At 31.6% G+C, this 23,986-nt stretch carries 23 protein-coding genes; 4 read left to right on the forward strand and 19 right to left on the reverse strand.

Annotated features, from left to right (window positions below):
- On the reverse strand, window positions 1-1,249 hold a 1,249-nt coding region (locus VGE71_RS00300), incomplete at its 3' end, for a M1 family metallopeptidase (RefSeq protein ID WP_331136511.1).
- A gap of 168 nt (window positions 1,250-1,417) precedes the next feature.
- Here VGE71_RS00300 and VGE71_RS00305 point away from each other — a divergent pair.
- Window positions 1,418-2,116, forward strand: a complete 699-nt coding sequence (locus VGE71_RS00305; RefSeq protein ID WP_331136512.1) for a carbohydrate-binding family 9-like protein — start codon at window positions 1,418-1,420, stop codon at window positions 2,114-2,116.
- Between the two features lie 67 nt (window positions 2,117-2,183).
- Here VGE71_RS00305 and hisIE read toward each other — a convergent pair whose 3' ends face one another.
- The 8 genes from hisIE to hisG form a co-directional block, all read right to left on the reverse strand.
- Window positions 2,184-2,786 carry a bifunctional phosphoribosyl-AMP cyclohydrolase/phosphoribosyl-ATP diphosphatase HisIE gene (gene hisIE / locus VGE71_RS00310; RefSeq protein ID WP_331136532.1) on the reverse strand — a complete coding sequence of 201 codons (603 nt, stop codon included), beginning with the start codon at window positions 2,784-2,786 and terminating at the stop codon, window positions 2,184-2,186.
- 89 nt (window positions 2,787-2,875) lie between these two features.
- Window positions 2,876-3,631, reverse strand: a complete 756-nt coding sequence (gene hisF / locus VGE71_RS00315) for an imidazole glycerol phosphate synthase subunit HisF (RefSeq protein ID WP_331136513.1) — start codon at window positions 3,629-3,631, stop codon at window positions 2,876-2,878.
- Between the two features lie 103 nt (window positions 3,632-3,734).
- On the reverse strand, window positions 3,735-4,460 hold the full coding sequence (gene hisA / locus VGE71_RS00320) for a 1-(5-phosphoribosyl)-5-[(5-phosphoribosylamino)methylideneamino]imidazole-4-carboxamide isomerase (RefSeq protein ID WP_331136514.1): 726 nt from the start codon (window positions 4,458-4,460) through the stop codon (window positions 3,735-3,737).
- A gap of 92 nt (window positions 4,461-4,552) precedes the next feature.
- Window positions 4,553-5,146 (reverse strand): imidazole glycerol phosphate synthase subunit HisH, encoded by a 594-nt coding sequence (gene hisH, locus VGE71_RS00325; RefSeq protein ID WP_331136515.1) that lies wholly within the window; start codon window positions 5,144-5,146, stop codon window positions 4,553-4,555.
- Window positions 5,147-5,286: 140 nt separating this feature from the next.
- Window positions 5,287-6,423, reverse strand: a complete 1,137-nt coding sequence (gene hisB / locus VGE71_RS00330) for a bifunctional histidinol-phosphatase/imidazoleglycerol-phosphate dehydratase HisB (protein ID WP_331136516.1) — start codon at window positions 6,421-6,423, stop codon at window positions 5,287-5,289.
- 132 nt (window positions 6,424-6,555) lie between these two features.
- Window positions 6,556-7,605 (reverse strand): histidinol-phosphate transaminase, encoded by a 1,050-nt coding sequence (gene hisC, locus VGE71_RS00335; protein ID WP_331136517.1) that lies wholly within the window; start codon window positions 7,603-7,605, stop codon window positions 6,556-6,558.
- Between the two features lie 111 nt (window positions 7,606-7,716).
- Window positions 7,717-9,000: a histidinol dehydrogenase gene (hisD, locus tag VGE71_RS00340; RefSeq protein WP_331136518.1), complete on the reverse strand. Its 1,284-nt coding sequence runs from the start codon at window positions 8,998-9,000 to the stop codon at window positions 7,717-7,719.
- Window positions 9,001-9,172: 172 nt separating this feature from the next.
- Window positions 9,173-10,030 (reverse strand): ATP phosphoribosyltransferase, encoded by an 858-nt coding sequence (hisG, locus tag VGE71_RS00345; RefSeq protein ID WP_331136519.1) that lies wholly within the window; start codon window positions 10,028-10,030, stop codon window positions 9,173-9,175.
- Between the two features lie 89 nt (window positions 10,031-10,119).
- Here hisG and VGE71_RS00350 point away from each other — a divergent pair, with 89 nt between their 5' ends.
- On the forward strand, window positions 10,120-10,248 hold the full coding sequence (locus VGE71_RS00350) for a hypothetical protein (RefSeq protein ID WP_331136520.1): 129 nt from the start codon (window positions 10,120-10,122) through the stop codon (window positions 10,246-10,248).
- Between the two features lie 93 nt (window positions 10,249-10,341).
- Here VGE71_RS00350 and VGE71_RS00355 read toward each other — a convergent pair whose 3' ends face one another.
- Both VGE71_RS00355 and VGE71_RS00360 read right to left on the reverse strand, forming a co-directional pair.
- Window positions 10,342-11,742 (reverse strand): HAMP domain-containing sensor histidine kinase, encoded by a 1,401-nt coding sequence (locus VGE71_RS00355; protein WP_331136521.1) that lies wholly within the window; start codon window positions 11,740-11,742, stop codon window positions 10,342-10,344.
- 2 nt (window positions 11,743-11,744) lie between these two features.
- Complete coding sequence (locus VGE71_RS00360; protein WP_331136522.1) at window positions 11,745-12,407, reverse strand: response regulator transcription factor; 663 nt, start codon at window positions 12,405-12,407, stop codon at window positions 11,745-11,747.
- A 199-nt stretch (window positions 12,408-12,606) separates the two neighbouring features.
- On the opposite strand from VGE71_RS00360, the gene VGE71_RS00365 reads away from it, so the two are divergent.
- The gene (locus VGE71_RS00365) at window positions 12,607-14,748 is read left to right on the forward strand and encodes an LTA synthase family protein (RefSeq protein ID WP_331136523.1); all 2,142 of its coding nucleotides are present in this window, start codon (window positions 12,607-12,609) and stop codon (window positions 14,746-14,748) included.
- 176 nt (window positions 14,749-14,924) lie between these two features.
- Here VGE71_RS00365 and VGE71_RS00370 read toward each other — a convergent pair whose 3' ends face one another.
- Window positions 14,925-15,923 (reverse strand): zinc dependent phospholipase C family protein, encoded by a 999-nt coding sequence (locus tag VGE71_RS00370; protein ID WP_331136524.1) that lies wholly within the window; start codon window positions 15,921-15,923, stop codon window positions 14,925-14,927.
- 208 nt (window positions 15,924-16,131) lie between these two features.
- On the opposite strand from VGE71_RS00370, the gene VGE71_RS00375 reads away from it, so the two are divergent.
- A complete protein-coding gene (locus tag VGE71_RS00375; protein WP_331136525.1) occupies window positions 16,132-17,049 on the forward strand; it encodes a hypothetical protein in 918 nt (305 codons plus the stop codon).
- Here the strand turns inward: VGE71_RS00375 and VGE71_RS00380 are convergent, their stop codons facing one another.
- The 7 genes from VGE71_RS00380 to VGE71_RS00410 all read right to left on the reverse strand — a co-directional run bounded on the left by VGE71_RS00380 (window position 17,050) and on the right by VGE71_RS00410 (window position 23,924).
- The gene (locus VGE71_RS00380) at window positions 17,050-18,015 is read right to left on the reverse strand and encodes a YeiH family protein (protein ID WP_331136526.1); all 966 of its coding nucleotides are present in this window, start codon (window positions 18,013-18,015) and stop codon (window positions 17,050-17,052) included. It lies immediately after the preceding gene.
- 75 nt (window positions 18,016-18,090) lie between these two features.
- Window positions 18,091-18,987, reverse strand: coding sequence for a LysR family transcriptional regulator (locus VGE71_RS00385; RefSeq protein ID WP_331136527.1), 897 nt, complete (start codon window positions 18,985-18,987; stop codon window positions 18,091-18,093).
- 69 nt (window positions 18,988-19,056) lie between these two features.
- Window positions 19,057-19,803, reverse strand: a complete 747-nt coding sequence (locus VGE71_RS00390; RefSeq protein ID WP_331136528.1) for a M15 family metallopeptidase — start codon at window positions 19,801-19,803, stop codon at window positions 19,057-19,059.
- The gene (locus tag VGE71_RS00395) at window positions 19,804-20,637 is read right to left on the reverse strand and encodes a DUF4846 domain-containing protein (RefSeq protein WP_331136529.1); all 834 of its coding nucleotides are present in this window, start codon (window positions 20,635-20,637) and stop codon (window positions 19,804-19,806) included.
- Between the two features lie 66 nt (window positions 20,638-20,703).
- Entirely contained in the window at window positions 20,704-22,731 is a 2,028-nt protein-coding gene (locus tag VGE71_RS00400) for a hypothetical protein (RefSeq protein ID WP_331136530.1), read from the reverse strand.
- A gap of 102 nt (window positions 22,732-22,833) precedes the next feature.
- Window positions 22,834-23,580, reverse strand: coding sequence for a 3-oxoacyl-[acyl-carrier-protein] reductase (gene fabG / locus VGE71_RS00405; RefSeq protein WP_071637930.1), 747 nt, complete (start codon window positions 23,578-23,580; stop codon window positions 22,834-22,836).
- Window positions 23,581-23,726: 146 nt separating this feature from the next.
- Entirely contained in the window at window positions 23,727-23,924 is a 198-nt protein-coding gene (locus VGE71_RS00410; protein ID WP_331136531.1) for a hypothetical protein, read from the reverse strand.
- Between the last annotated feature and the right edge of the window lie 62 nt (window positions 23,925-23,986).

Raw genomic sequence — 23,986 nt, forward strand, 5'->3', positions numbered from 1 at the left:
CTTTCGGATACATATCTCCAGAACCTTCATTATTTACGTCATAATGCCCTATAATTGGTTTATCGTTTGCAATATTTTTTCTGCATCCGATTACATATTCTCCTGCAGCTTCTTTTCCATAATAAAATTCAATAAAAAGACTTTCTGAATAGTTTGTAAAACTTTCGTGAATCCACATATCAGCAATATCTTTATACGTAATGTTATTTGCAAACCATTCGTGACCAGATTCATGAATAATGATGAAGTCGAATTTTAATCCCCAGCCGGTACCACTCAAATCGTTTCCTAAATAACCTTTTTTATATTGATTCCCGTAAGTTACAGAACTTTGGTGTTCCATTCCTAAGTAAGGAACTTCAACCAATTTATAACTATCTTCATAAAACGGATATGGTCCAAACCAACTTTCAAAAGCTTTCAACATTTTCGGAGCATCTTTAAAATGTTCTTTTGCTAAAGCCAAATTGTCTCTCAAAACATAATAATCGCAATCTAACTGACCTTTCTCACCTTGAAATTTCTCAGAGAAATTTACATAATCCCCAATATTAATATTTACTCCATAGTTATTGATTGGGTTTGAAACATACCAATTAAAAGTTTTAGTACCATCTTTTTCTTTTTTAACGCTTTTTAATCTTCCGTTAGAAACCTCTGTTAAATCTCCCGGAACATTTACACTGATTAACATGTTTTCTACTTCATCATACATATGATCTTTACACGGCCACCAAACACTTGCGCCTAAACCTTGACATGATGTAGCAATAAAATCTTTTCCGTTTTTATCTTTTTTCCAAGAAAATCCTCCATCCCAAGGTGCTTTAACCGCTTCTTTAGGTTTCCCTCCAAATGAAATCACAATTTCCTTAGTATCACCAACTTTTTGCTTTTCATTTAAAGTAATAAAGAAAGCATTTCCATTTCTTTCAAACTTTAATTCTTTTCCGTTTTGAGTCACTTTTGTGATATTCATTGGCTCTTGCAAATCGATTTGCATTCTGTTATTTTCTGTCAAAACAGTATAACGAACTGTATTTGATCCAGAAATAAATTTTTCTGCAGGATTTACTTTAACATCTAAATGATAGTATTTTAAATCCCACCAAGCTCTTTCTTTTGTAATACTTCCACGCAAAGTATCTTGATGTGTAAAAACAGTTTCTGACTTATTCAAAAGTCCTTGAGCATTGGCAGTAAAACCAAATAAAAAGGCGGTAAATACGCCACAAAAGTATTTTTTCATTATTTATAAGTTTGAAATAAATAAGTAATTAAACCCGTTAATCTTTAACAAATGTAAACATTCAGATCAATTTTTTTCGAATTTTATTATTTAATGGAATAAAAAAATACCGTTCAAATTCATTATTCTTCTCTATTTTAGTGGTTTTAAAATCCTAGACTCCATTGTATGAAATTTAATATTGTAGTTTCTTTTTGGTTTGTGATGTTTTCTACAATTGTAAGTTCACAAATAGTTTCTATTCACAAAACCAAAAACACAATCCAAATCGATGGTGATTTAACCGATTGGGAAACACCGTTCTTAGGACCATTTGTTATTCATAATTCGGGAGAAAAAGCAATTCAAAATACATTTGTATCTTTTTTATGGGATGATAAAAATCTATACATTGCATACAATTGTACTGATTCTAATATAGTTGGAAAACCTCAAAAAAAAGACGCTCAAATTTTTTATACAGATGATTTGGTTGAAATTTTTATTGATCCAGATGGAGACGGGCAAAATTATGTTGAAATTGGGGTAAATGCATTTTCAACTAATTATGATTTACTTCTAAAATGTATTTCACCAAAATGTGGAGGCTGGAAAACAGCAATAGATTTTAATATTATTGGGATGGAAACAGTAAGCAAAATAAATCCCGAAGGCTATACAGTTGAAATTAAAATTCCTTTTTTAAGTTTTGAAAAAATAAAAAATGGAGGTTTCCTAAAACCAAAAATTGGTACAAAATGGAAAGCAAATGCCTTTAGAATTGATTACGGTAAAACTATTGAATATCTTGCTTTACAACCTTATAAAAGTTCTAAATTCGGTTTTCACCAACCTGAAGAATTTGCTGTTTTTGAATTTGTGGAATAAAATTGTTTCAAGTTTCAGGTTTCAAGTTGCTCAACAGAACTTGAAACCTGAAACTTGAAACAAAAAACTACTTTTGTCGTTTCTTTAAAACGTCAACAACGTCGTTTAATTGATAACCTTTTGCTTGTAACAAAATCAAATAATGAAAAAGCAAATCAGCGCTTTCGCTAAGAAACAAATCGTCATTAGCATCTTTTGCTTCGATAACTACTTCTACAGCTTCTTCACCTACTTTTTGAGCAATTTTATTGATTCCTTTTTCAAATAAAGAAGCTACATAACTTTTCTCAGAATCAGCGTTTTCTCTTCTGGTTTTGATTGTATTTTCCAATTGAGAAATAAAACCATAATTTGCGTCATTTGGTTCTTGCCAACAAGTATCTGCACCAGTGTGACATGTTGGTCCGACAGGTTTTGCCTGAATCAAAAGCGTGTCGCCATCGCAATCATTTTTAATGCTTACTAAGTTTAAAAAGTTACCACTCTCCTCGCCTTTCGTCCAAAGTCTTTGTTTGGAACGGCTGAAGAAAGTCACTTTTTGTGTTTCTATTGTTTTTTGAAGCGATTCTTCATTCATATAACCCAGCATCAAAACATTTTTTGTTTCAGAATCCTGAATGATAGCCGGAATTAATCCGTGTGCGCTTTTGATATCGATTTCCATGTCTATTTTAGATTTTAGAGTTCAGATTTTAGATTTTAGATTTTAGATTACTGAACTTATATTGATTTTTGATATTGTAATTGATATTGAAAATTTTACAACCTTACTTCAATCCCGTTATTTCTCAACTCTTGTTTCAAAGCTTTAATCTCGATTTCTTTAAAGTGAAAAACACTTGCTGCCAAAGCGGCATCAGCTTTTCCTTCTTTAAACGAATCTACAAAATGCTGAATGTTTCCAGCGCCTCCCGAAGCAATAATTGGAATATTTACTAATTCCGAAAGTTTAGCCAAAGCTTCGTTTGCAAAACCATTTTTAGTTCCGTCATTATCCATCGAAGTGAATAAAATTTCTCCAGCCCCACGTTCCGCGACTTCAACAGCCCAATCGAATAAATTTAATTCTGTTGGTACTTTTCCGCCTACAAGATGCACAATCCATTGTCCGTCAATTTGTTTGGCATCGATTGCAACGACAACGCACTGACTTCCAAATTTCTGAGCCAAATCATTAATCAATTGTGGATTTTTAACTGCCGATGAATTGATTGAAACTTTATCTGCTCCGTTATTCAGCAGAATATCAACATCTTCTACAGACGAAATTCCGCCTCCAACCGTAAACGGAATATTGATTTTTTCCGCCACACTTAGTACCATATTCACAAGCGTTTTACGTCTTTCTTCTGTTGCTGAAATATCTAGAAAAACCAGTTCGTCCGCGCCTTCAGCCGAATAAATTTCCGCCAACTCTACAGGATCACCAGCATCGCGTAAATCAACAAAATTAACGCCTTTTACGGTTCTTCCGTTTTTTATATCTAAGCAAGGTATAATTCTTTTTGCTAACATTCTTTTAGTTGTTTCACAGAGATTCACAAAGATTTCTCAGAGCTGCACAAAGATTTTTTTTGCGAATCTTTGTGTTTTGCTTTGCGTCTCTTTGCGAAGTAATCTATTTATTTAAAATATAATTTTCAAGTTGCTTAAGTGTAATTCTTCCTTCGTAAATCGCTTTTCCGATTATAGTTCCTTCACAACCTAATTCGGCTAATTTTGGTAATTCGTCGAAAGTTGAAATTCCTCCTGAAGCGATTAATTTTACTCCCTTCGCTTCAGCTAAAATTTTGCTGTATAAATCAAAACTTGGTCCTTGAAGCATTCCGTCTTTTGCAATATCGGTACAAATAACATACTGAATTCCTTTTAATTGATAATCCTGAATAAACGGTACCAAATCTTCATTTGATTCTTCTAACCAACCTGAAACGGCAATCTTTTCATCTTTCGCGTCTGCTCCCAAAATGATTTTTTCTGAACCATATTCAGAAATCCATTTTTCGAAAATGGCTCTGTTTTTTACTGCGATACTTCCGCCAGTAATTTGATTTGCACCACTTTCAAAGGCAATCCTCAAATCATCATCTGATTTTAATCCGCCACCGAAATCAATTTTTAAGCTTGTTTGCGTTGCAATTTGCTCTAATATCTTATAATTGACAATTTTGCTTGATTTTGCACCGTCAAGATCTACTAAATGCAAGTATTCGATTCCGTGCGCTTCAAATGATTTCGCCACTTCAAGTGGATTTTCATTGTAAATTATCTTCGTATCATAATCACCTTTGGACAAACGAACGCATTTTCCTTCAATGATATCTATGGCTGGTATTATTCTCATTTTTATAATTTTAGATTTCTGATTTTAGATTTTAGATTTTTCTAAAATTGAAATTGATTTTTTGATATTGTTATTGAATTGGAATTTGGGATTTAATTTTTAGAATTTAACCTTAAAAAGTTTCCTAAAATCTTTTCTCCAACATCACCACTTTTTTCTGGGTGAAACTGAGTTCCGTAAAAATTATCTTTTTGCAAAGCTGATGCATATTCAACGTCGTAATTAGTTATGGCAATGGCTTCATCGCAATTTGGCGCGTAAAAACTATGAACCAAATACATGAACTCATTTTCAGAAATCCCTTCAAACAAATCAGTTTTTAATTCATAAATCTGATTCCATCCCATTTGAGGCACTTTTACATTGTTTGAAAATTTCAAAACATCAACATCAAAAATCCCTAAACCTGCTGTATTTCCTTCTTCGGTTTTGTTGCACATCAACTGCATTCCAAGGCAAATTCCCAATACAGGCTGTTTCAATTGCGGAATCAAACTATCCAAACCGCTTTCTCGAAGTTTTGTCATTGCGGAACTCGCTTCGCCCACGCCAGGAAAAATCACTTTATCCGCCGATTTAATTTCCTCAGGATTATTACTCAAAACCGCTTTAAAACCCAATCTTTCAATAGCAAACATAATGCTCTGAATATTTCCTGCTCCGTAATTTATAATTACTATTTTCAAAATTATTTTAGATTTTAGATTTTAGATTTTTAGATTTCTCTTCAATATAAAATCATTAATACTATTTTACTTAACCGCAAGGTTCGCAAAGATTTACGCTAAGAACGCAAAAAAACTTGTGTGCTTCGCGGTTAAACTTTTTACAACATACCTTTAGTACTTGGAAGAATCATTTTTTCAGTATCTCTTTTTACGGCCACTTTTATTGCTTTCGCGAAAGCTTTAAAAATTGCTTCTATTTTGTGATGTTCGTTGATTCCTTCTGCTTTGATATTTAAGTTCGCTTTTGCTCCGTCTGTGAATGACTTGAAGAAATGATAAAACATTTCTGTTGGCATTTTACCTACCATTTCACGTTTGAATTCCGTTTCCCAGATTAGCCAGTTTCTTCCTCCAAAGTCAATTGCCGCTTGCGCTAAACAATCATCCATTGGCAAGCAGAATCCGTAACGCTCGATTCCTAGTTTGTTTCCTAACGCTTTCGCGAAAACTTCACCAAGAGCAATTGCCGTATCTTCGATTGTATGATGTTCATCTACTTCTAAATCGCCTTTTACAGTAATTTCTAAGTCCATTTGACCGTGACGTGAGATTTGATCTAACATGTGATCAAAAAACGCAATTCCGGTATCGATTTTGCTTTTTCCAGTTCCGTCAAGATTTAAATTGATGTAAATATCAGTTTCGTTTGTTTTTCTCGTAATCGAGGCAGAACGCGCTTCTAATTTCAAAAACTCATAAATCGTTTTCCAATCCATTGACTGTAAAACTATTGTTTCATTTAGCTCTTCACGTTTGGATGAAATTTCATTACTTCCAATTCCATCGGTATTATTCATAAAAATGGCTTTTGCACCAAGATTTTTTGCCAATTCAACATCAGTCAAACGATCTCCTAAAACAAAAGAATTAGCCAAATCGTATTCAGGATTGTTTAAATATTTAGTCAACATTCCAGTTCTTGGTTTACGTGTTGGTGCATTTTCTTCTGGAAAAGTTCTGTCGACGAAGATTTCATCAAAAACAACACCTTCGTTTTCAAATGCTTTTAAAATGAAATTTTGCGTTGGCCAAAACGTATCTTCTGGAAAACTATCTGTTCCTAATCCGTCTTGATTGGTTACCATTGCTAATTCGTAATCCAATTCAGAAGCGATTTTTGCTAAATATTGAAACGCTTTTGGATAAAACTCTAATTTATCTAAGCTGTCTAATTGGTAATTTTCAGGTTCTAAAACAATCGTTCCGTCACGATCAATAAAAAGTACTTTCTTCATGTTTTTTTATTTTTTCTGCCACGAATTCTCGAATTATATTTATTCAAACTTAAAATCCTTGACAGAATATGTGCTAATTGCACTAATTATCAAAAATTAAATAAAATTCGTGAATTCGTGGCTAATATATTTTTAGCTTAATGATTTCAATTCTCTAATTACAACTGCATTTTCTTCTTTTGTTCCGATTGTAAAACGAAGACAATTTTCGCATAAAGGTTGTGTTGTTCTATTACGAATTACAATTCCTTTTTCAATTAATTGATTATATCTTTTGTTGGCATCATCTACTTTAGCTAAGATAAAATTAGCTTCTGTCGGATATACTTTTTCCACAAAACTCACTTCAAGCAAAACTTTAAGCAATTCTTCTCTTTGTTCAACAATTGAAGCTATTTCTTGTTTAATTTTATTTGAATCTTTTAAACGCTCGATCGCTCTTTGTTGTGTTAATTCGTTAACATTATAAGGCGGTTTAATTTTATTCAAAATTGAAATTACAACTTCAGAAGCGTAACAAATTCCTAAACGAATTCCTGCTAAACCATATGCTTTAGAAAGTGTTTGTGTAATCACTAGATTTGGATATGCATCAATTTCTGTCAGCCAACTTTCTTTCTCTGAAAAATCAATGTAAGCTTCGTCAATCACAACCAAACCATTGAAGTTTTGAAGCAATTTCACTACACTTTCATCTGAAAATGAATTTCCTGTTGGATTATTTGGCGAACATAAAAAAATGATTTTGGTATTCTCGTCAACAGCTTCAAGGATTTTTTCTACTTGTGGTTGAAAATCAGTTGTTAAAAGGATTTCTCTATTTTCTACCGCATTGATATTCGCTAAAACGCCATACATTCCATAAGTTGGTGGTAGTGAAATAATATTGTCTTTATTTGGCTCACAGAAAGCTCTGAAAAGTAAATCTAGAACTTCATCGCTTCCGTTTCCTAATAAAATCTGACTTTGTTTAGTCAAATTGTTTTTAGCCAAAATCGCTTTAACCGAATTTTGCTGTGGATCTGGATAACGATTTACGCCATTTTGAAATGGATTTTCATTCGCATCCAAAAAAATCATCTCGGCTGTATCAAAATCTTCAAACTCATCTCTTGCAGACGAATATGGCTTTAAAGATTTTACGTTTTCACGTGTTATTGTATTTATATCGAAGGTACTCATTTGTTTTATTTTTTTTAGAATATAGAAAATAGAGTAAAGAGAATAGACTTTTCGTCTTACTCATTTTCTTGTTTCTTTTATCTATATTCTATTTTCTATAATCTATATTCTCTATTCCAAACTCTTTAATCTCAACGTCACAGCATTTTTATGCGCTTGCAATCCTTCGGCTTCAGCCATTCTTTCTATAGCTTTTCCGATGTTTTGAATTCCTTTTTCTGAAATCTTTTGGAATGTCATCGATTTCATAAAGCTATCCAGATTTACTCCGCTATAATTCTTAGCATAACCATTTGTTGGTAAAGTATGATTTGTTCCAGAAGCGTAATCTCCGGCACTTTCTGGAGTATAATTTCCGATGAAAACAGAACCGGCATTTACGATTCCGTTACAATAGAAATCATCGTATTGAGAACAAATTATAAAGTGCTCAGGACCATATTCGTTGATTAAATCCAAAGCAGTCTGATCATTCTCTACATAAATCAATTTCGAATTTTCGATTGCTTTTTCTGCAATTGCTTTTCTTGGAAGAACTTCTAATTGAGCTTGTACTTCTTTTTCCACCTCTTCAATTAGTTTTTTTGAAGTTGAAACCAAAATTACCTGACTGTCAGTTCCGTGTTCTGCCTGAGACAATAAATCTGAAGCTACAAAAGCAGGAACCGCAGTATCATCTGCAACAATTAACAATTCTGAAGGTCCAGCGGGCATATCAATTGCAACTCCAAATTGTGTTGCTAATTGTTTAGCAACCGTTACAAATTGATTTCCTGGACCGAAAATTTTATAAACTTTAGGAATGGATTGTGTTCCGAAAGTCATTCCTGCAATTGCTTGAATTCCGCCAACTTTTAGAATTTTAGTCACTCCACATAAATTAGCAGCATATAAAATTGCTGGATTTATTTTTCCTTTTTTATCTGGTGGAGAACACAATACAATTTCTTTAGAACCAGCGATTTCTGCTGGAACTGCCAACATCAAAACAGTCGAAAACAAAGGCGCTGTTCCGCCTGGAATATACAATCCGATCTTTTGAATTGGTCGTTTTTCCTGCCAACAGTTTACTCCTGCGATTGTTTCTACTTCAACACGATCCGTTTTCTGTGCTTTGTGAAATTTGTAAACATTATCTTTAGCCAATTGAATTGCTTCTTTTAATTCATTTGGAATCAATTGAATAGCTTCTTCAATTTCTTCTTTTGAAACTTCGTAATTATCTTGAGAAATTCCATCAAATATTGAAGTATATTTCGCAACCGCTTCATCGCCTTTTTTCTGTACTTCTCTAAAGATTTCTTTTACCGTAACCTCAATATCATCAATAGCTTGAGTCGGTCTTTTTAATATATCTGACCAGATTTCTGGTTTTGGATTGTCTATTTTATTCATAATATTTTCAATATTAAATTCCAAAGCTTTAAATACCAAATTCCAATTCTTTGTCTATTTTTTTTTTACAGCAAAGGCGCAAGGTTTTATTTATTCTCTTTGCCAATAAAAACGCTAAGTTCGCAAAGATTAGGATTGGAATTTGGAATTTTATAATTGGAATTTCTTTTAACTATAGTACCATTTTCTCGATTGGGCAAACCAAAATTCCTTCTGCTCCTACTTCTTTTAATTGATCAATTACGTCCCAGAAAGTATCTTTATCGATTACAGAGTGAACACTGCTCCAACCTTCTTGTGCCAACGGAAGAACTGTTAAACTTCTTAAAACTGGAAGAATTTTTCCAACGGCTTCGATTTTGTCGTTTGGAACGTTCATCAAGATATATTTCGAATTTCTAGCTCTTAAAACGGCTTGAATTCTGAATTTTAAAGTATCAATGTGTTTTTGAATTTCTGGAGAAACTTTTGGAGAAACTGCTAAAACTGCTTCACTTTTTAAGATTACTTCAACTTCTTTTAAGTTGTTTTTGAAAAGTGTGCTTCCGCTTGAAACGATATCTACAATTGCATCTGCAAGTCCGATATTTGGAGCGATTTCTACAGAACCTGAAATTTGGTGAATGTCTACTTTCAAACCAAATTTATCAAAATATTCGTTAACTGTGTTTGGATAAGACGTTGCAATTCTAAGGTTTGCTAAATCTTGGATAGAATTGTATTCGAAGGTTTTAGGAACGGCTACTGAAACTTTACATTTAGAAAAACCAAGTTTTTGAACTACTTCAATTCCTTTACCTTTTTCTACCAAAAGATTGTCGCCAACGATTGCTAAATCTACTACTCCATCAATTAGATATTGAGGAATATCTGAATTTCTAAGATATAAAACTTCAAGAGGAAAATTGGAAGCTTCTGCTTTTAACTGATCTATTCCGTTGTTGATTGAAATACCACAGTCTTTTAGAATTTGGATACTGTCTTCGTTTAAACGACCCGATTTTTGAATTGCAATTTTTAAAGTACTCATTTTTTTTAGTTGTTTGTTGGATTAATAGTTTGAGTACAAAGAATTGGTATAAAAAAACCCGTTTGATGTACTCAAACGGGTTTTAAAATATGATGATTTACACACATACCATTAACACATCGCTTGAGAGCAATAATGTAAATGATGATGATGTAATTGATTTGAAATCATTGTTTGGTTTGTTTTATAATTCTTTGATTCGGTTGCAAATATACTAGATAAAATATTTAAAAAGCAATTTTTATTTTAACTTAACGATAGTTTATTGTTAAAAAACATTTTACATCGTCTCATACTTAATAATTTCAAAATTACTTTAACGCATTATTAAAGTCGTCAAAAACCAGCAACACTTTGGTTCCTTTTCCCATTTCGCTTTCAATTTTAAATTTAATCTGAAGCAAATCAGTCATTCTTTTTACAATAAACAACCCAAGTCCAGTTCCTTTTATTTCAGAGTGATTCAAAGAATCTGATCTAAAAAACGGATTTAAAATAGACTCAAGATCTTTCTTAGCAATTCCAATTCCTTGATCTGAAATAGTGCAGTTAATTTTATCCTTTTCTCTTGATAAAGAAATTTTAATTTCGCTTGCCGTTTTTGAATATTTTACCGCATTAGAAATAATATTACGGAGAATTGTAACTACCAAAAAAGTATCCGAATAGGTATAAAAATCATCAGGAGTTTCTAAAACTACATTTAATTTTCCCGTTTTTATTTTCTCCGAATTCAAGGTCAGAACATCTAAAATAACAGCATTTAAATAAACTGTTTCTCTATGAATATTCTGTTTTTGATTCTCAAAACGAGCCATCATTAACAATTGGTCTACCAGCGAATTCAAATGATCTACTTCATTAATGCAATAATTAATTTTTTCTTCATACTCCTTACTATCTCTAGGTTTACGTATCAATACCTCAAGTGTTCCTTTAATAACTGTTAAAGGAGTCCTTAGTTCATGAGAAGCATCTGAAGTAAACTGTTTTTCACGCTCAATCGCATCTTCAATTCTATTTAATAAATTATTGATTGTTTTAGAAAGCGTAAACAATTCATCTCTTGTTTTAGGAAGAGGAATTCTTGCCGTAAGATTATCTTTTGTAATAATTTTTGAAGTCTGAATAATATCATTTATTGGTTTTATACTTCTGCCTGCAAAAAACCGGGCAAGGAAAAACAAAATAAAAAGAATGATAGGAAAAGTAATCATCAAAGTATCCATCAGATTATCTAAAACTTTAGACGAATCTGAAAGTGACATCGCAATAATCAGATAGCCAATTCTTTTTGATTTCAAATCTAATGGCACTTGAATCTGGCGAATTTTATTTCCCAATAACTGGGTATCAAAAAGCTGAAAATAGTCTCTACTTTCATGAAAAACTAACTTTTCATTTTTCAAATTGGGAGACTTTTCAATTATTTTCTTGTTCAAATCCAAAAACTGAACAAAAACAGGATTTACATCGACAGAATTATGTTCTCTTTCCTCCCATTCTTCAGCATCCATGAAAATAACAACACCATTTTCAATTTTCAATTCCTTTAAATGATCTTGAACTTCTATGTTTAGATTTTCATCAATATGATTATAAACTGTGAGTTTTACAATGAAATAAATAGCAGAAAAAACGGCTAAAACTAAAAGTCCAGTTCCTACAATATAGTTTAAGGCAATTCTATTTTTAAAAGATAATGATGTCATTTTTAATCATTGGCGATATACCCAATGCCGCGAATAGTTTTTATATAATCTTCTTCAATTTTGAGATTCAGTTTTTTACGAATAGCATTCATGAAAACGTCTATCACACCTGTATCATATTCAAAGTTTATTTCCCAAACATCTCTTAAAATCTGGTTTCGTGTACAAACTTTACCTTTGTGCTGAATCAAATACGCAAGCAATTCAAACTCACGCTGTGTAAGCGCTATTTCTTCTGTATCTTTTAAAACAATATGTTTAGACAGATCCATTGTAATAGTACCAAGCGTAAGTGTTTCTGTTTGTTTTTTGTTTCTAAAGTGAACTTTTATACGTTCTACTAATTCCTCAAAACTGAAAGGTTTTTTGATATAATCATTTGCTCCTGCTTTTAAACCTTCAATGGTTTCCTGAACAGTATCTTTTGCAGTTAAGAAAATTATTGGAGTTTGTTGATCTTTAATCCTTATGGCTTTACAAAGATCAAGTCCATTAATTTTTGGAATCATCCAATCTAAAAGAATCAAATCAAATTTCTGACTCTGAACCAGCTCAAAACCTTTGGAACCATCACTTGCAGTAGTTACCTGATAGCCTTCTTCTTGTAAACCTTGTTTAAGAAACTGAACAATTCCTAACTCGTCTTCAACTATTAAAATATGCATTTATCGTGTCTAATTTAAGATTTGCCATTCATTTTTATAATTCAAAGATAAATAATTTAACACTTTAAAATGAAAGAAATTACGTACGTGTTAGAATATTTTATATCTTAAGCGAATATTAAGTTAACGTTAAGTAAGGTAAAAGTCGAACTTAATCTGGCGTTAATGAATCATAATTAATTTTGTAAAAAAATACTGTATGACTTTTTATAAAAAACTTTCGCCTTTCTACAATCTAGCCCTATTGTACTTTATTGTAAGCTTCATACTGAGAATAGTCCTACTATTTCATCCTATTACACAAAGTTCTTTTACTTTTTCTGAAGACTTAAAAATCTTTGTGTTAGGAATTGCTTCAGACTTTTTTGTATTTGTATTGGCAGCTTCTTTTTTGTGGCTGTACCTTATTTTTATTTCGAATTCAAAATACAATAAGCCTTATGGATATTTCATTCTTGCAGGTTTTATAGCTTTATTAATTTACACAGCATCTGGTAAAAGCATTTTTGACGAATATGGTGGAGCTTTACCAAAGATTGTTTTAATCTTTGTTTCGATAAAAACAGTACTCTTTTCTCTTTTTCTTTTTCTTCCAAAAAATCGTGACAAAATCAGATTTTGGCTTTTTACTTTTGTAATCTTTTTATATGTTTTATTGATTCTTCAAAATGGAATTAGTGAATTTTTCTTTTGGAATGAATTTGGTGTAAAATATAATTTTATCGCTGTAAACTATCTTATTTATACCAATGAAGTTATAGGTAACATCATGCAGTCTTATCCAGTAATTCCAATATTTTCTGCACTATTTATCATTACAGCAATCATTACTTATTTTATTGTAAAAAACTCCCGAAAATATATCGACGAAATTCCGACTGTTTCTGAAAAACTAAAAATTTCAGCAGTTTACTGCACTTTATTCGTTTCCTCATTATTTGCTATTCCTGGTTTGGCAAAAACAGAAACTTCTAAAAACATCTTTGTCAACGAATTACAATCAAACGGAATCTATAAATTCTATCTGGCTTTTCAGAATAACAAATTAGATTATTTTAAGTTCTATAAAACTATCCCAGATCAAAAAGCTTTTGCGTTGTTAAAACAACAGTTACCTGCAATTTCAGGAAAAAACACCATACAAGACGTTAAAAATGATTCTGTAGAAAAACATAAAAACGTTGTCTTAATTACTGTTGAAAGTCTAAGCGCAGATTTCATGAAAATGTATGGGAATAAGCAAAACATCACACCTTTTATTGACAGTTTAGCTCAAAAAAGTCTTTTATTTACCAATCTTTATGCTGCCGGAAACAGAACTGTTCGCGGTCTTGAAGCAGTTACTTTATGCTTACCTCCAACTGCTGGTGAAAGTGTTGTAAAAAGAGAGGACAATAAAAACAAGTTTTCGACTGGATCTGTTTTTCGCAAAAAAGGATACAATGTAAAGTTCATGTATGGCGGAGATGCTTTTTTTGATAACATGCAGGATTTTTATTCTGGAAATGGGTATCAGATTGTGGACAAATCAAACTTTTCTGAAAATGAAATTACTTTTTCGAATGTATGGGGAGTTTGTGACGAAGACATGTACAATAAAGCAATTAAGATTATGAATACTGAAGCAAAGCAAAACAAGCCTTTCTTCAATCATATTATGACAGTAAGCAATCATAGACCTTTTACTTATCCGAATAATAAAATTGATATTCCTGGAAATATTAAATCTCGTGACGGTGGCGTAAAATATACTGATTACGCACTAAAACAATTTTTTAATCAGGCTAAAAAACAACCTTGGTTTAACAATACTGTTTTTGTAATTGTAGCTGATCATTGTGCTTCAAGTGCCGGAAAAACAGAACTTCCATTAGACAAATATAGAATTCCGGCTTTAATTTATTCTTCAGATATAAAACCTGAAAAATATACAAAGTTAATGTCTCAAATTGACCTTATGCCAACTGTTTTTGGTTTATTGAATTTTGATTATGAAAGTAAATTTTTCGGTCAGGATGTTTTTAAACCAGATTATCAGCCGAGAGCTTTAATTGCAACTTATCAGGATTTAGGTTTAATTACAGACAATGTTCTAACTATTTTATCTCCAAAACAACAAATCAAACAGTTCCAGTTAAAACTTAATGAAAAGAATGGTTTAGCTCCTGAATTTCAGATTTATTACGACCAAATTCCATTGAAATCTGAAAACACCAGCTTAGTAGATAAAACTATTGCTTATTATCAGTCTGCATCTTACGTTTTAAAGAAAAAAGAATATCAGCTCAATAACTTAAGTTTAACAACAAAGAATAACAAGATGTACGCAAAGGTTCAATAAAGTGAATTAATCAAACATTTCTACGGAGCGTATAATCATGGTGCCAAATTTTATTTCCATCGAAGAGATACTCCTACAGAATATTAAAATTTATTGAAGCAAAAAAGCCTCAAATTCCTTAAAAGAATTTGAGGCTTTTTTTAGTTTCGGTTCAATTTGAAAACTTAAACTTTAAATTAATCATTCTGATTTCTCATTCCGAATAAATCTCCTTTTTGGAAAAGATCCCAATCTTCTTTCAAAGCTTTAGCGTTTCTTTTTGTAACCTCTGGAGAATCTAAATCACTTAAATCTGGTTTTCCTGCATTTACCCATGCCGTATACCAGAAACTTGCTGTTGCTGTAATTGCTTTTCTCATTTGACTTTCAACCATACCATTTAGCTGTTCATGCAGTTTTTTAGCATATTCATCAGAGAAAACAGCTGTATTGTATTTGCTTTTTAAAATCTTTCCATCAGCATCCATTTTAAAAACTTGGTTTTCAGGAGTAGCTGTTCTAAGTTTTTTATCGATATCCAACAAAGGCTGCGCTAAACTGTGTGTATCATTAATCATATCCCAAATTGCTTTATGAACATCGTCATAATGATGCGCATAAGGAACATTTAATTTATAATTTTTAGCAAATAACTCAGGAAGTCTACTCTCCCAAAGAGAATGAATTCCTTTTTGATCAGTCAATTGTCCGTCATGATTTGCAGAAGTATGTAACGGCATGTGTGCATCACCAATATAATGACCTAAATCTGCTGCCAAAAACAAGATCTCAGCTCTATTTTTATCTTTAAAAGCTTTGGTTAATTTGACCATCATATCTTCAATATACCAAGGTAAGATTCCATTATCGCTTAAGAATTTGGCATCATACTTTTTCTTAGCTTCTTCTAAACTTTGTGGATAACTATCAGCGGGACCAAAGTTTTCCATATCAAAATAATGCCTCGGGCCTTCATCCTTATAACTTAAAGCATATTTGCGGATATCTGGCACTGAAGCTTCTTGAGTAATAAAATCAATGTGGTTGTAAAAGAAAGTCTGAAGCGGATAAGGCAAAGCCATTACAGCTGCTTTATTAATTCTTTCGTGACCAACAATTCCCCAGGATAAAGTAAAAAAACCAATAATTAAAGCACCAATTGCTATTAACCTTGGGTTCGATTTGAAGTTTTTCATTTTTGTTTTTTTATTTGAGGGAGCAAATGTACCTTATTTATGGATAATTCAAAGTATAACCTTCTAACTTTATCTAAATTTAATTTTTTACGGTTTTTAAACTATATAAGTAACATAATTTCATATAAAGAATATTTTCTTTTGTAAGTTTGTTAATGGACTAAACCTTATAAACATGCGCTTTATTTTCCTAAACATAATCTTCTTTTTGTCGACAATTTGCTTTGCTCAGGATATCGACATAAAACCGAAAAATGTTAGTGATACTATATTAAATTCAAAAAGAACACTTAGATTTTCAGATCCTTTTAACGAGGAAAGAATAATGCAGAAATTGTTTCCTGGAAAATTATACCATCTTCCAGATAAAAACACTTTTGTAAGCTGGACTTGTAAAACTTGCAAACCCGCTCCTTTTCCAGATGTAAATGGCGTAGAAGGTGATCAAATGTTTCCTTATACTAATGGTGTCGCTACGAGACTATTAGCAAACATTGATTATTCTGATTCTAAAGAAAATAAGTTTAAAATAATTGCTTTTAATCATTCTGTACATGATGAAGATGGATTGCAAACTGGTCGTTTTTCTGGTGGTTTATTAGGGCTGGCTAAATTTGCGAAAAACGGAAAGATTTGGGAAATGAAATCTTTCCAACCTGCTGTTGCTGCTTTCGGGGCTTTTGCACAATGCCCTACTCCAAAGATTGTCGAAATTGGAGAAGATCAATTTGCTTTTACTCTATCTCACATTAATGGTGGCGCAGGCGGTCCTTATGAAGGTTATCTTTATCTTGTAGCTGGATTTGATGGAAAATACCAGATTATTATGGAAGTTCCTGCTTATCATTTAACCAATGTTGCTAGTATTAACTGGTCGGGTTCTTATAAAGTTGTTGATGATACCACTAAAAAGCATTTTAGAGATATCATCATTAAAACAAACGGTACTTTTAATAAAGAAGCAAAAGCTGAAGATGAATTTGAAGCAACTCTTCCTCAAGAAATAGCTGAAATGGCCAAAACTAAAACCAAGTTTGATTTTGAGATTGAAAGACGTTTTAGTTTTAAAGGAAAATTCTATAAAATGGTAGACAAACCAACAGTAAAATTTTCTAATGTAAAATAATTAGTTAAAATAAAGGATTGCTACCAAAGCTAAAACAGCGATAAAAATCCAAAGAAAAACACCCTGTAACAAAGGCTTTACTCCTACTGTTTTTAAAGTCGTAAAATTTAAAGTCGCGCCAATTAAAAACAAAGTAATCGTTAATCCGATTTTTGCAATACCAACAATGTGTGGTGCGAAAAGATTTACTGACGAAACAAAAGTATTTAGAAGCATAGCAACAATAAACAAGCCAATAAAGTATGGGATTTTGATTTTAGAATTCTTATTTTTAAAGACAAAAGCCGTAATCAATGATATTGGAATAATCCATAAAGCTCTTGCCAGTTTTACGGTTGTGGCTACTTGTAAAGCTTCAGCACCATATTTATTCGCTGCTCCAACGACAGAACTTGTATCGTGAATAGCAATGGCACACCACAATCCAAAATCTTTCTGGGACAAATCTAATTGATGTCCAATGAAAGGAAAAATAAATAAAGCTATCGAATTCAATATAAAAATTACGCCCAAAGCAACAGAAGTTTGATTCTCATTAGACTTGATAACTGGAGCAATTGCTGCAATGGCGCTTCCTCCACAAATAGCTGTTCCGCAAGAAATTAAATGTGATGTTTTTCTTTCGGTCTGAAGCCATTTCCCTAAAAGAAAACCAAAAAACAATGTGCTAAAAATTGAAAGTATAGTCAGAACAAAACCTTCTTTACCTACGGAAACAGCACTGTAAGCATTCATTCCAAATCCTAAACCCACAACAGAAAATTGTAAAAGAAATGTAATTGCTTTGTGATTGAATTCTACAAATGGATTTCCGAAAACATTCACTATAATAACTCCCAATAAAAGTGCAATTGGAGGCGAAATAATCGAAAATAAACACAACAAGATTACTGCAATAAAAAGTAATTGTTGTAATGAATGACTAATTTCAAATAGTTGAGTTGTTGCTTGTTGTTTTGTTTTCAAAATAATGGGTATTGATATTTACCCTGCAAAGTTCTATCGTTTATCTTGAAAACACCAATCGTAATTTACAATCGACTATAACTTCAAGTTATAATGAGAAGCTAAATTTTGAATAAATAATTCTGACAAGGAATCAGATTTCCCTTGTAATGTTATGACATAAAAATATCTTTCTATGGATAATTTTTCGACATCTAAAACAATCAATTCTTTGTTTTTCAATTCTTTGCTTACAGCATGAATCGACATGAAAGCAAAACAATCTGAATTTAACAAATAAGATTTAATGCTTTCTGTACTTCCTAACTGCATCTCAATTTGTAAATCATTAAATTTCAAACCTGCTTGTTTCAAGGCAAATTCTATAACTTCAAGTGTTCCAGATCCACGTTCACGGGTTATGAATTTCATTGATTTTAAATCGTTTACCGAAATTTCATTCCTTTTTGCTAATGGATTTGTATTATTACAAACCAAAACCAATTCATCTTTTAAAAACGGAATGTATTTTATGGATTGATTTTTAGATTGTCCTTCTACAATTCCGATTTCGATTTCTTTATTAATTAAAGCGTTTTCAATTTGTTCCGTATTTCCATTCAGTAAATTAACTTTAATGTCTTTTTGCTTTTGATGAAAGCTAGCTAAAACCGGAGAAATTATATATTGAGAAATGGTTGTACTAGATCCTAAACGCAGTAAACCTTGACGTTCATTATTAAAAGAACTCATTTCGAAGTCTATTTCGCGATAGATATCGAAAATACTTTTAGTATATTTTAGAAGTATTTTTCCCGCTGGAGTTAAGGCGATTTTAGAACCGTTTCTTTCGAAAAGCTTGGTTTTATAAGTTTCTTCTAATTCTTGAATGTGTTTAGAAACTGCTGGCTGTGTAATATACAATTCTGTTGCCGCTTTAGTAAAATTAAGTCGGAGTGCAACGGTGTAAAATACTTTAAGCCTGAAATCCATAATAATAAATTTTTAATTCTAATACACCTTCTTCCGTAGTATTTTTTTGCGATAAAATAATTTTAAAATTTACAACAAAAGTTCAGGTCGATACTCAAAATGCATTGTGTCATAATGTTTCCAATTTCCTCCCCAAATAAAGCCATATTTTTCAAAAATTGAAACTAATTTAAGGGGAATTTGATTTCTATACGAAAGAGTAGCTTCTTCATTTTTACATTTACAATCCCATTGCCAATAATTAGAATTTTTGACATTAATATCTATTGTCATTCCATAACTATGCATACTCAATCGGTTTGTTCCTGAAATTTTCCTCCAACTAAATGTGCCTCCAATAGCATTAATGTATTTTTTAAACTCTGGATTATTATCTAATTCTGCTGAAAGTTTTTTTACTATTTTATCAATGCCATTTATGGTTGTAACTTTTATTTTCTGATTGACTAATTTCGGACACCAAATAATTTCAGTCATTTTTGATTCAACTTCTGCTTTTGAATTTCCGTAAATTTTCTTAAAAAAAGCTTCATTTCGAATTCTTCCTGCATCTTCCTTTGGCATTAAATTCTTATCTGCTTTATTATAAACAAACTTAAATTGATCTTCAATATCAGGATTATCTAATAATTCTTGATTCGTTTTATTTTTAAAATCATCATAAATTAAACTTGATTTATCCTTAAAAATAATTTTATTATCCTTATAACCAACAATTTGAGCTGGATATGCTTTAATTAATTTTTGAACATTCAATGGGATTTCTTGAGAAAAAGCATTTTGAAATATAAAGACTAAAAAAAAGAATCGTCTCATTTAAAAACGTTTTAATTGTGATATAGTAAAAGTCCATTCAGGGGTTTTCAGAGAAGTTCCAAAATCAACAGCGTACCAAGGACTCAATGAATTATTGTTTGGATTTTTCAATATTTGAATTTCCTGTGCTGGCATATAACTTTGCGCCAAAAGCATAATTTTTTGATTGTTTTTTGGATTCACAGCCATATCAACTACAATAGCAGCGTGACCTGGAAAGCCTCCTTTTATAAAAACATCTCCTATTTTTATGTCTGAAACATTAATTGGTTTCAGTTCTTTTTCTAACGAAGCCGTTCCTGCATACATAAAAACCGTCTCTAAGTATTTCCAATAAGTTTCATAACTGTCAGATGGTTTTGCAGTTTTAACCCAACTAGTTTTGTTGCCTTTGACTGCAATTCTGTAACCTGCAGCCCATTTACTAAAATCAACTCGAAAACCATTTGTGAAATTAAAATGTATTTTATCGTATTGTTTTTGGCTATAAAAATAATCTGCTCGTAAACGCATCACGGCATCAGCACATTGATGTAAATCCTGTTTTCCAATGGGTAAATCCACAACCGCATCATAAACGTTTCGATTTGGTTTTATAGTTCCGTCAAAATACAAAACATTTGATCCTAATGGTTTTAATGGAAGATTTCGTAAAAAAAAATCAAACGAAGTTTTAGACTCCTCTTCTCTCACGAATCCCTGAGGCAATTGGAAACGTTGCTGAATCGTGTTTCCCAAAGGATTGCTTTCGTTGGTATTATTTGTCTCTGAAAATGAAAAAAAACAAAAAATCACCATCAAAATCGATACAATAAAAAAGAATTTAACTTTCATAATTTTAGACTTTTAATTTATAACCTCGAGATTACAAAATGCCAGAAGGAATTCGATTATATTTCATCACAACAATCCATTGTACTTTCTAACAAACCATTCTGTTGTTAATAAAGCAGCTATCAAAATCAATAACCAAACCCAGTCGATAATTGGTGTTTTACTGGAAATATTTTTTTCGATTGATTTGTATTCTTTGTTTTCTAAAAGTGTATTTATTAATTGATCGGCTTGATCTTCGAAGAAAGCCTTTCCTCCTGTTTGTTGCGCTAATTGATTTAATTTCAACACATCTGGGTTTACGAATTGTTTTTCGATATCAAAATCCAAAATTTCAAAATGACTCGCGTACGAAGTATTAGAATTCAATTCTTTTACTGTAAAATTATATTTTCCTGCTGGAAGTCCTTCTAGATTTGCAGAGAAAGAATTGCTTCCTTTCAGTAAATCATAATTCTTAGTTTGTTTTGTAGCTGCATTTACAACCGTGATAGTAAGTCTTGCTTTTTCATCAAACTCATAATTTTTATTGAAATATTGCGCGTTGATGATGATTTCTTCTCCAGAATTATAAAAGCTTTCGTGTGTTACAACCAAAGATTTTTTTGAAGATGGTGAGGCTAAATATTGAATAATTTTATCTATGAAAACATCATACTTTTCAAAAGACTGATTGTCAACATGACTTTGCAAACGCCATTTCCAGCTGTTTTCTCCTAAAAGAAAAGCAGTTCTTTTTCCTTGATTTTCGGCAAAAGCTAATAAAGGAGCATTTGTAGAAACGTTTCTGATTTTTGAAGAAAGTAAAACGGATACATTTCCATTAGTTGTAATATTTCCGAATGGATTTTGTAAAGGTGGGAAATTTTCGAAACCGATATTATCAATCGCAAATAAATTAAAAGCTGATTGAAATTCACTTAAAAAATCTTCACGTTGATTACTCATTTTAAAAATCAAATTGTTCTGTTGTTGATTTAAAAAATTGAAATCGGTGTTGTTTCCAGTTATGATAAAAGTATTTGTACCTTTTAATTTGTTATTATCAAAAATCGATTTAAAAGCAGTTGTTGGTTGATATAAAATCAAAACAGAAATATCTTGTAAATCATTAATCTGATTTGGTTTAACTAATATTACTTTACGTTGCGCATTAACTTCAATCGAACGTTTTAGAGCCGCAATATCTGGATGATTTATAGCTGAAACAATGGCAATAGTCGACTTTTGATCTATGATTTCGACTGCAAAATTTTTAATATTATTATAACTGTTTTTTTCTTTTGCTGAAGATTGAATACTTGCTTTATATACTTGTAATCCCACTTTATCTGCAGGAAGAAGTAAATTTAAAGAAGCTGTTTTCTTAGAAGGAGAAAATGAAAGTTTTTCTTTTGCAACAATAGTATTTCCTTGAGAAATGGTAAATTCTGCATTTGCGGTTTTATCTCCTGCGTATTGCAGAAACACTTCTACAGGAAATTTATTTTTATGAAAAGCGTATTTATTTACGTTTAACTGATTAATTTTCAAATCAAAAAAAGTAGTTGTATCTCCCACAACCAAAGGATAAACTTTATTGACAGGATCGAATCTATAAACATAGTCGTTTCCTGTAGTTTGATTTCCGTCAGTAATGATAACTGTTGGAAAAATCAGATTTTTGTTGATGCTTTTTAGGTTTTTGGCAACTTCATCCAAATTGGTTTGATTCCCTTTAAAATCAAATTGATCTGAAGTTTTAAAATCGTTGTCAAATTGATACGATTGAATTTCGAATTTTTCTTTTAAAGCAGGATTTGAAACCAGTTTTTGATATAATTCAACTACTTTTTTATCCGATTTTAGCGCTGTAATCGAACTTGAATTATCAACCACAACAGCCAAAGGTGTTTTGGTAACTTCCAGCGAATTCTTAGAAATGATGGGATTGATCAATAAAACCAATAATCCGAAAATGGCAAGAAAACGTAAAAAAGCCAAAAGTATAATCACATTGGATTTACTTTTGGCTTTGAAAAAATATTGAAAATACGACAAACCACCAGCAATTACTAAAGAAAGCAATAATAAAAGAATCGTGTTTGAAGTCATATTTATTTAGTGTTCAGTAATCAGTAATAAGTGATCAGATATTTAATTTAGTGTTCAGCGTCAGATAAAAACTGAATACTAAGATCTGAACACTGAAAACTATTAAGTAAGCATTCCTCCGCAAACATTAAGAACTTGTCCTGTAATGTAAGCACTCATGTCTGAAGCTAAGAAAAGACAAGCGTTTGCAACGTCTTCTGTAGTTCCTCCGCGTTTCAACGGAATACCTTCTCTCCATCCTTTAACTACATCTTCAGATAATTTTGCAGTCATTTCAGTTTCGATAAAACCTGGAGCGATTGCGTTGCAACGAATGTTACGAGAACCTAACTCAAGAGCAACAGATTTTGTAAATCCAATTGCACCTGCTTTTGAAGCTGCGTAGTTGGTTTGACCAGCATTTCCTGAAACTCCAACAACAGAGCTGATATTAATGATTGATCCTGCTCTCTGTTTTAAAAATGTTTTCTGAATCGCTTTTGTCATATTAAAAACCGATTTCAAGTTTACATCTATTACTTGGTCAAAATCTGCTTCAGACATACGCATTAACAAATTGTCTTTCGTAATTCCGGCATTGTTGATTAAGATATCAACTGTTCCAAAATCTGCTAAAACAGCATCTACAAAAGTCTGAGCTTCGTTAAAATCTGCCGCATTAGATTGATAACCTTTTGCTTTAACTCCTAAACTATTTAGTTCTGCTTCTAAAGCTTCTGCAGAAGCTGCAGATGAACTGTATGTAAAAGCAACGTTTGCTCCATGTTTAGCAAAAACTTCAGCAATTCCTTTTCCGATTCCACGGCTTGCACCAGTAATAATTGCAACTTTTCCTTCTAGTAATTTCATATTAAGGTATTCGTTTTTATTTTTTGAAATACAAATATAGAGTATTTGGGCGTTTAATAAAATTTGGGATGAAAAATTTGAAATGGAATGGGCTATAACTTAAAAATAAACCGTTTCAATAGTTATGAAACGGTTTAAAATATTTTTTATTCACACACTACACCATCAATTGTAATCGTGCAAATTGGCTCTACTGGTTCTACAGGCGGTAGCATTATACATGGACCACTATAATCATATGGCGTCCAAGGGATCGTACATCTTTCAACACCGCCAACAGTGTGTTTTAATTCCTTTACACTTAATACTTCAACTCCTTTAAGATTTAAAAATGTTTTTAACATAATAATTAGGTTGTTTAATGTTTGTGTTCTCAATCGTTTCAAGTCTGTTGAGTTTCAGAATA

Origin of the sequence: Flavobacterium sp. (genome assembly GCF_036405015.1) — a bacterium.
Classification (GTDB): domain Bacteria; phylum Bacteroidota; class Bacteroidia; order Flavobacteriales; family Flavobacteriaceae; genus Flavobacterium.

Coding starts and splice junctions, on each gene's coding strand:
- VGE71_RS00305 (WP_331136512.1), top strand. CDS start 1,418: ATGAAATTTAATATTGTAGTTTCTTTTTGGTTTGTGATGTTTTCTACA.
- hisF (WP_331136513.1), bottom strand. CDS start 3,631: ATGTTAGCAAAAAGAATTATACCTTGCTTAGATATAAAAAACGGAAGA.
- hisA (WP_331136514.1), bottom strand. CDS start 4,460: ATGAGAATAATACCAGCCATAGATATCATTGAAGGAAAATGCGTTCGT.
- hisB (WP_331136516.1), bottom strand. CDS start 6,423: ATGAAGAAAGTACTTTTTATTGATCGTGACGGAACGATTGTTTTAGAA.
- hisC (WP_331136517.1), bottom strand. CDS start 7,605: ATGAGTACCTTCGATATAAATACAATAACACGTGAAAACGTAAAATCT.
- hisD (WP_331136518.1), bottom strand. CDS start 9,000: ATGAATAAAATAGACAATCCAAAACCAGAAATCTGGTCAGATATATTA.
- hisG (WP_331136519.1), bottom strand. CDS start 10,030: ATGAGTACTTTAAAAATTGCAATTCAAAAATCGGGTCGTTTAAACGAA.
- VGE71_RS00350 (WP_331136520.1), top strand. CDS start 10,120: ATGATGATTTACACACATACCATTAACACATCGCTTGAGAGCAATAAT.
- VGE71_RS00355 (WP_331136521.1), bottom strand. CDS start 11,742: ATGACATCATTATCTTTTAAAAATAGAATTGCCTTAAACTATATTGTA.
- VGE71_RS00360 (WP_331136522.1), bottom strand. CDS start 12,407: ATGCATATTTTAATAGTTGAAGACGAGTTAGGAATTGTTCAGTTTCTT.
- VGE71_RS00365 (WP_331136523.1), top strand. CDS start 12,607: ATGACTTTTTATAAAAAACTTTCGCCTTTCTACAATCTAGCCCTATTG.
- VGE71_RS00370 (WP_331136524.1), bottom strand. CDS start 15,923: ATGAAAAACTTCAAATCGAACCCAAGGTTAATAGCAATTGGTGCTTTA.
- VGE71_RS00385 (WP_331136527.1), bottom strand. CDS start 18,987: ATGGATTTCAGGCTTAAAGTATTTTACACCGTTGCACTCCGACTTAAT.
- VGE71_RS00390 (WP_331136528.1), bottom strand. CDS start 19,803: ATGAGACGATTCTTTTTTTTAGTCTTTATATTTCAAAATGCTTTTTCT.
- VGE71_RS00395 (WP_331136529.1), bottom strand. CDS start 20,637: ATGAAAGTTAAATTCTTTTTTATTGTATCGATTTTGATGGTGATTTTT.
- VGE71_RS00400 (WP_331136530.1), bottom strand. CDS start 22,731: ATGACTTCAAACACGATTCTTTTATTATTGCTTTCTTTAGTAATTGCT.
- fabG (WP_071637930.1), bottom strand. CDS start 23,580: ATGAAATTACTAGAAGGAAAAGTTGCAATTATTACTGGTGCAAGCCGT.
- VGE71_RS00410 (WP_331136531.1), bottom strand. CDS start 23,924: ATGTTAAAAACATTTTTAAATCTTAAAGGAGTTGAAGTATTAAGTGTA.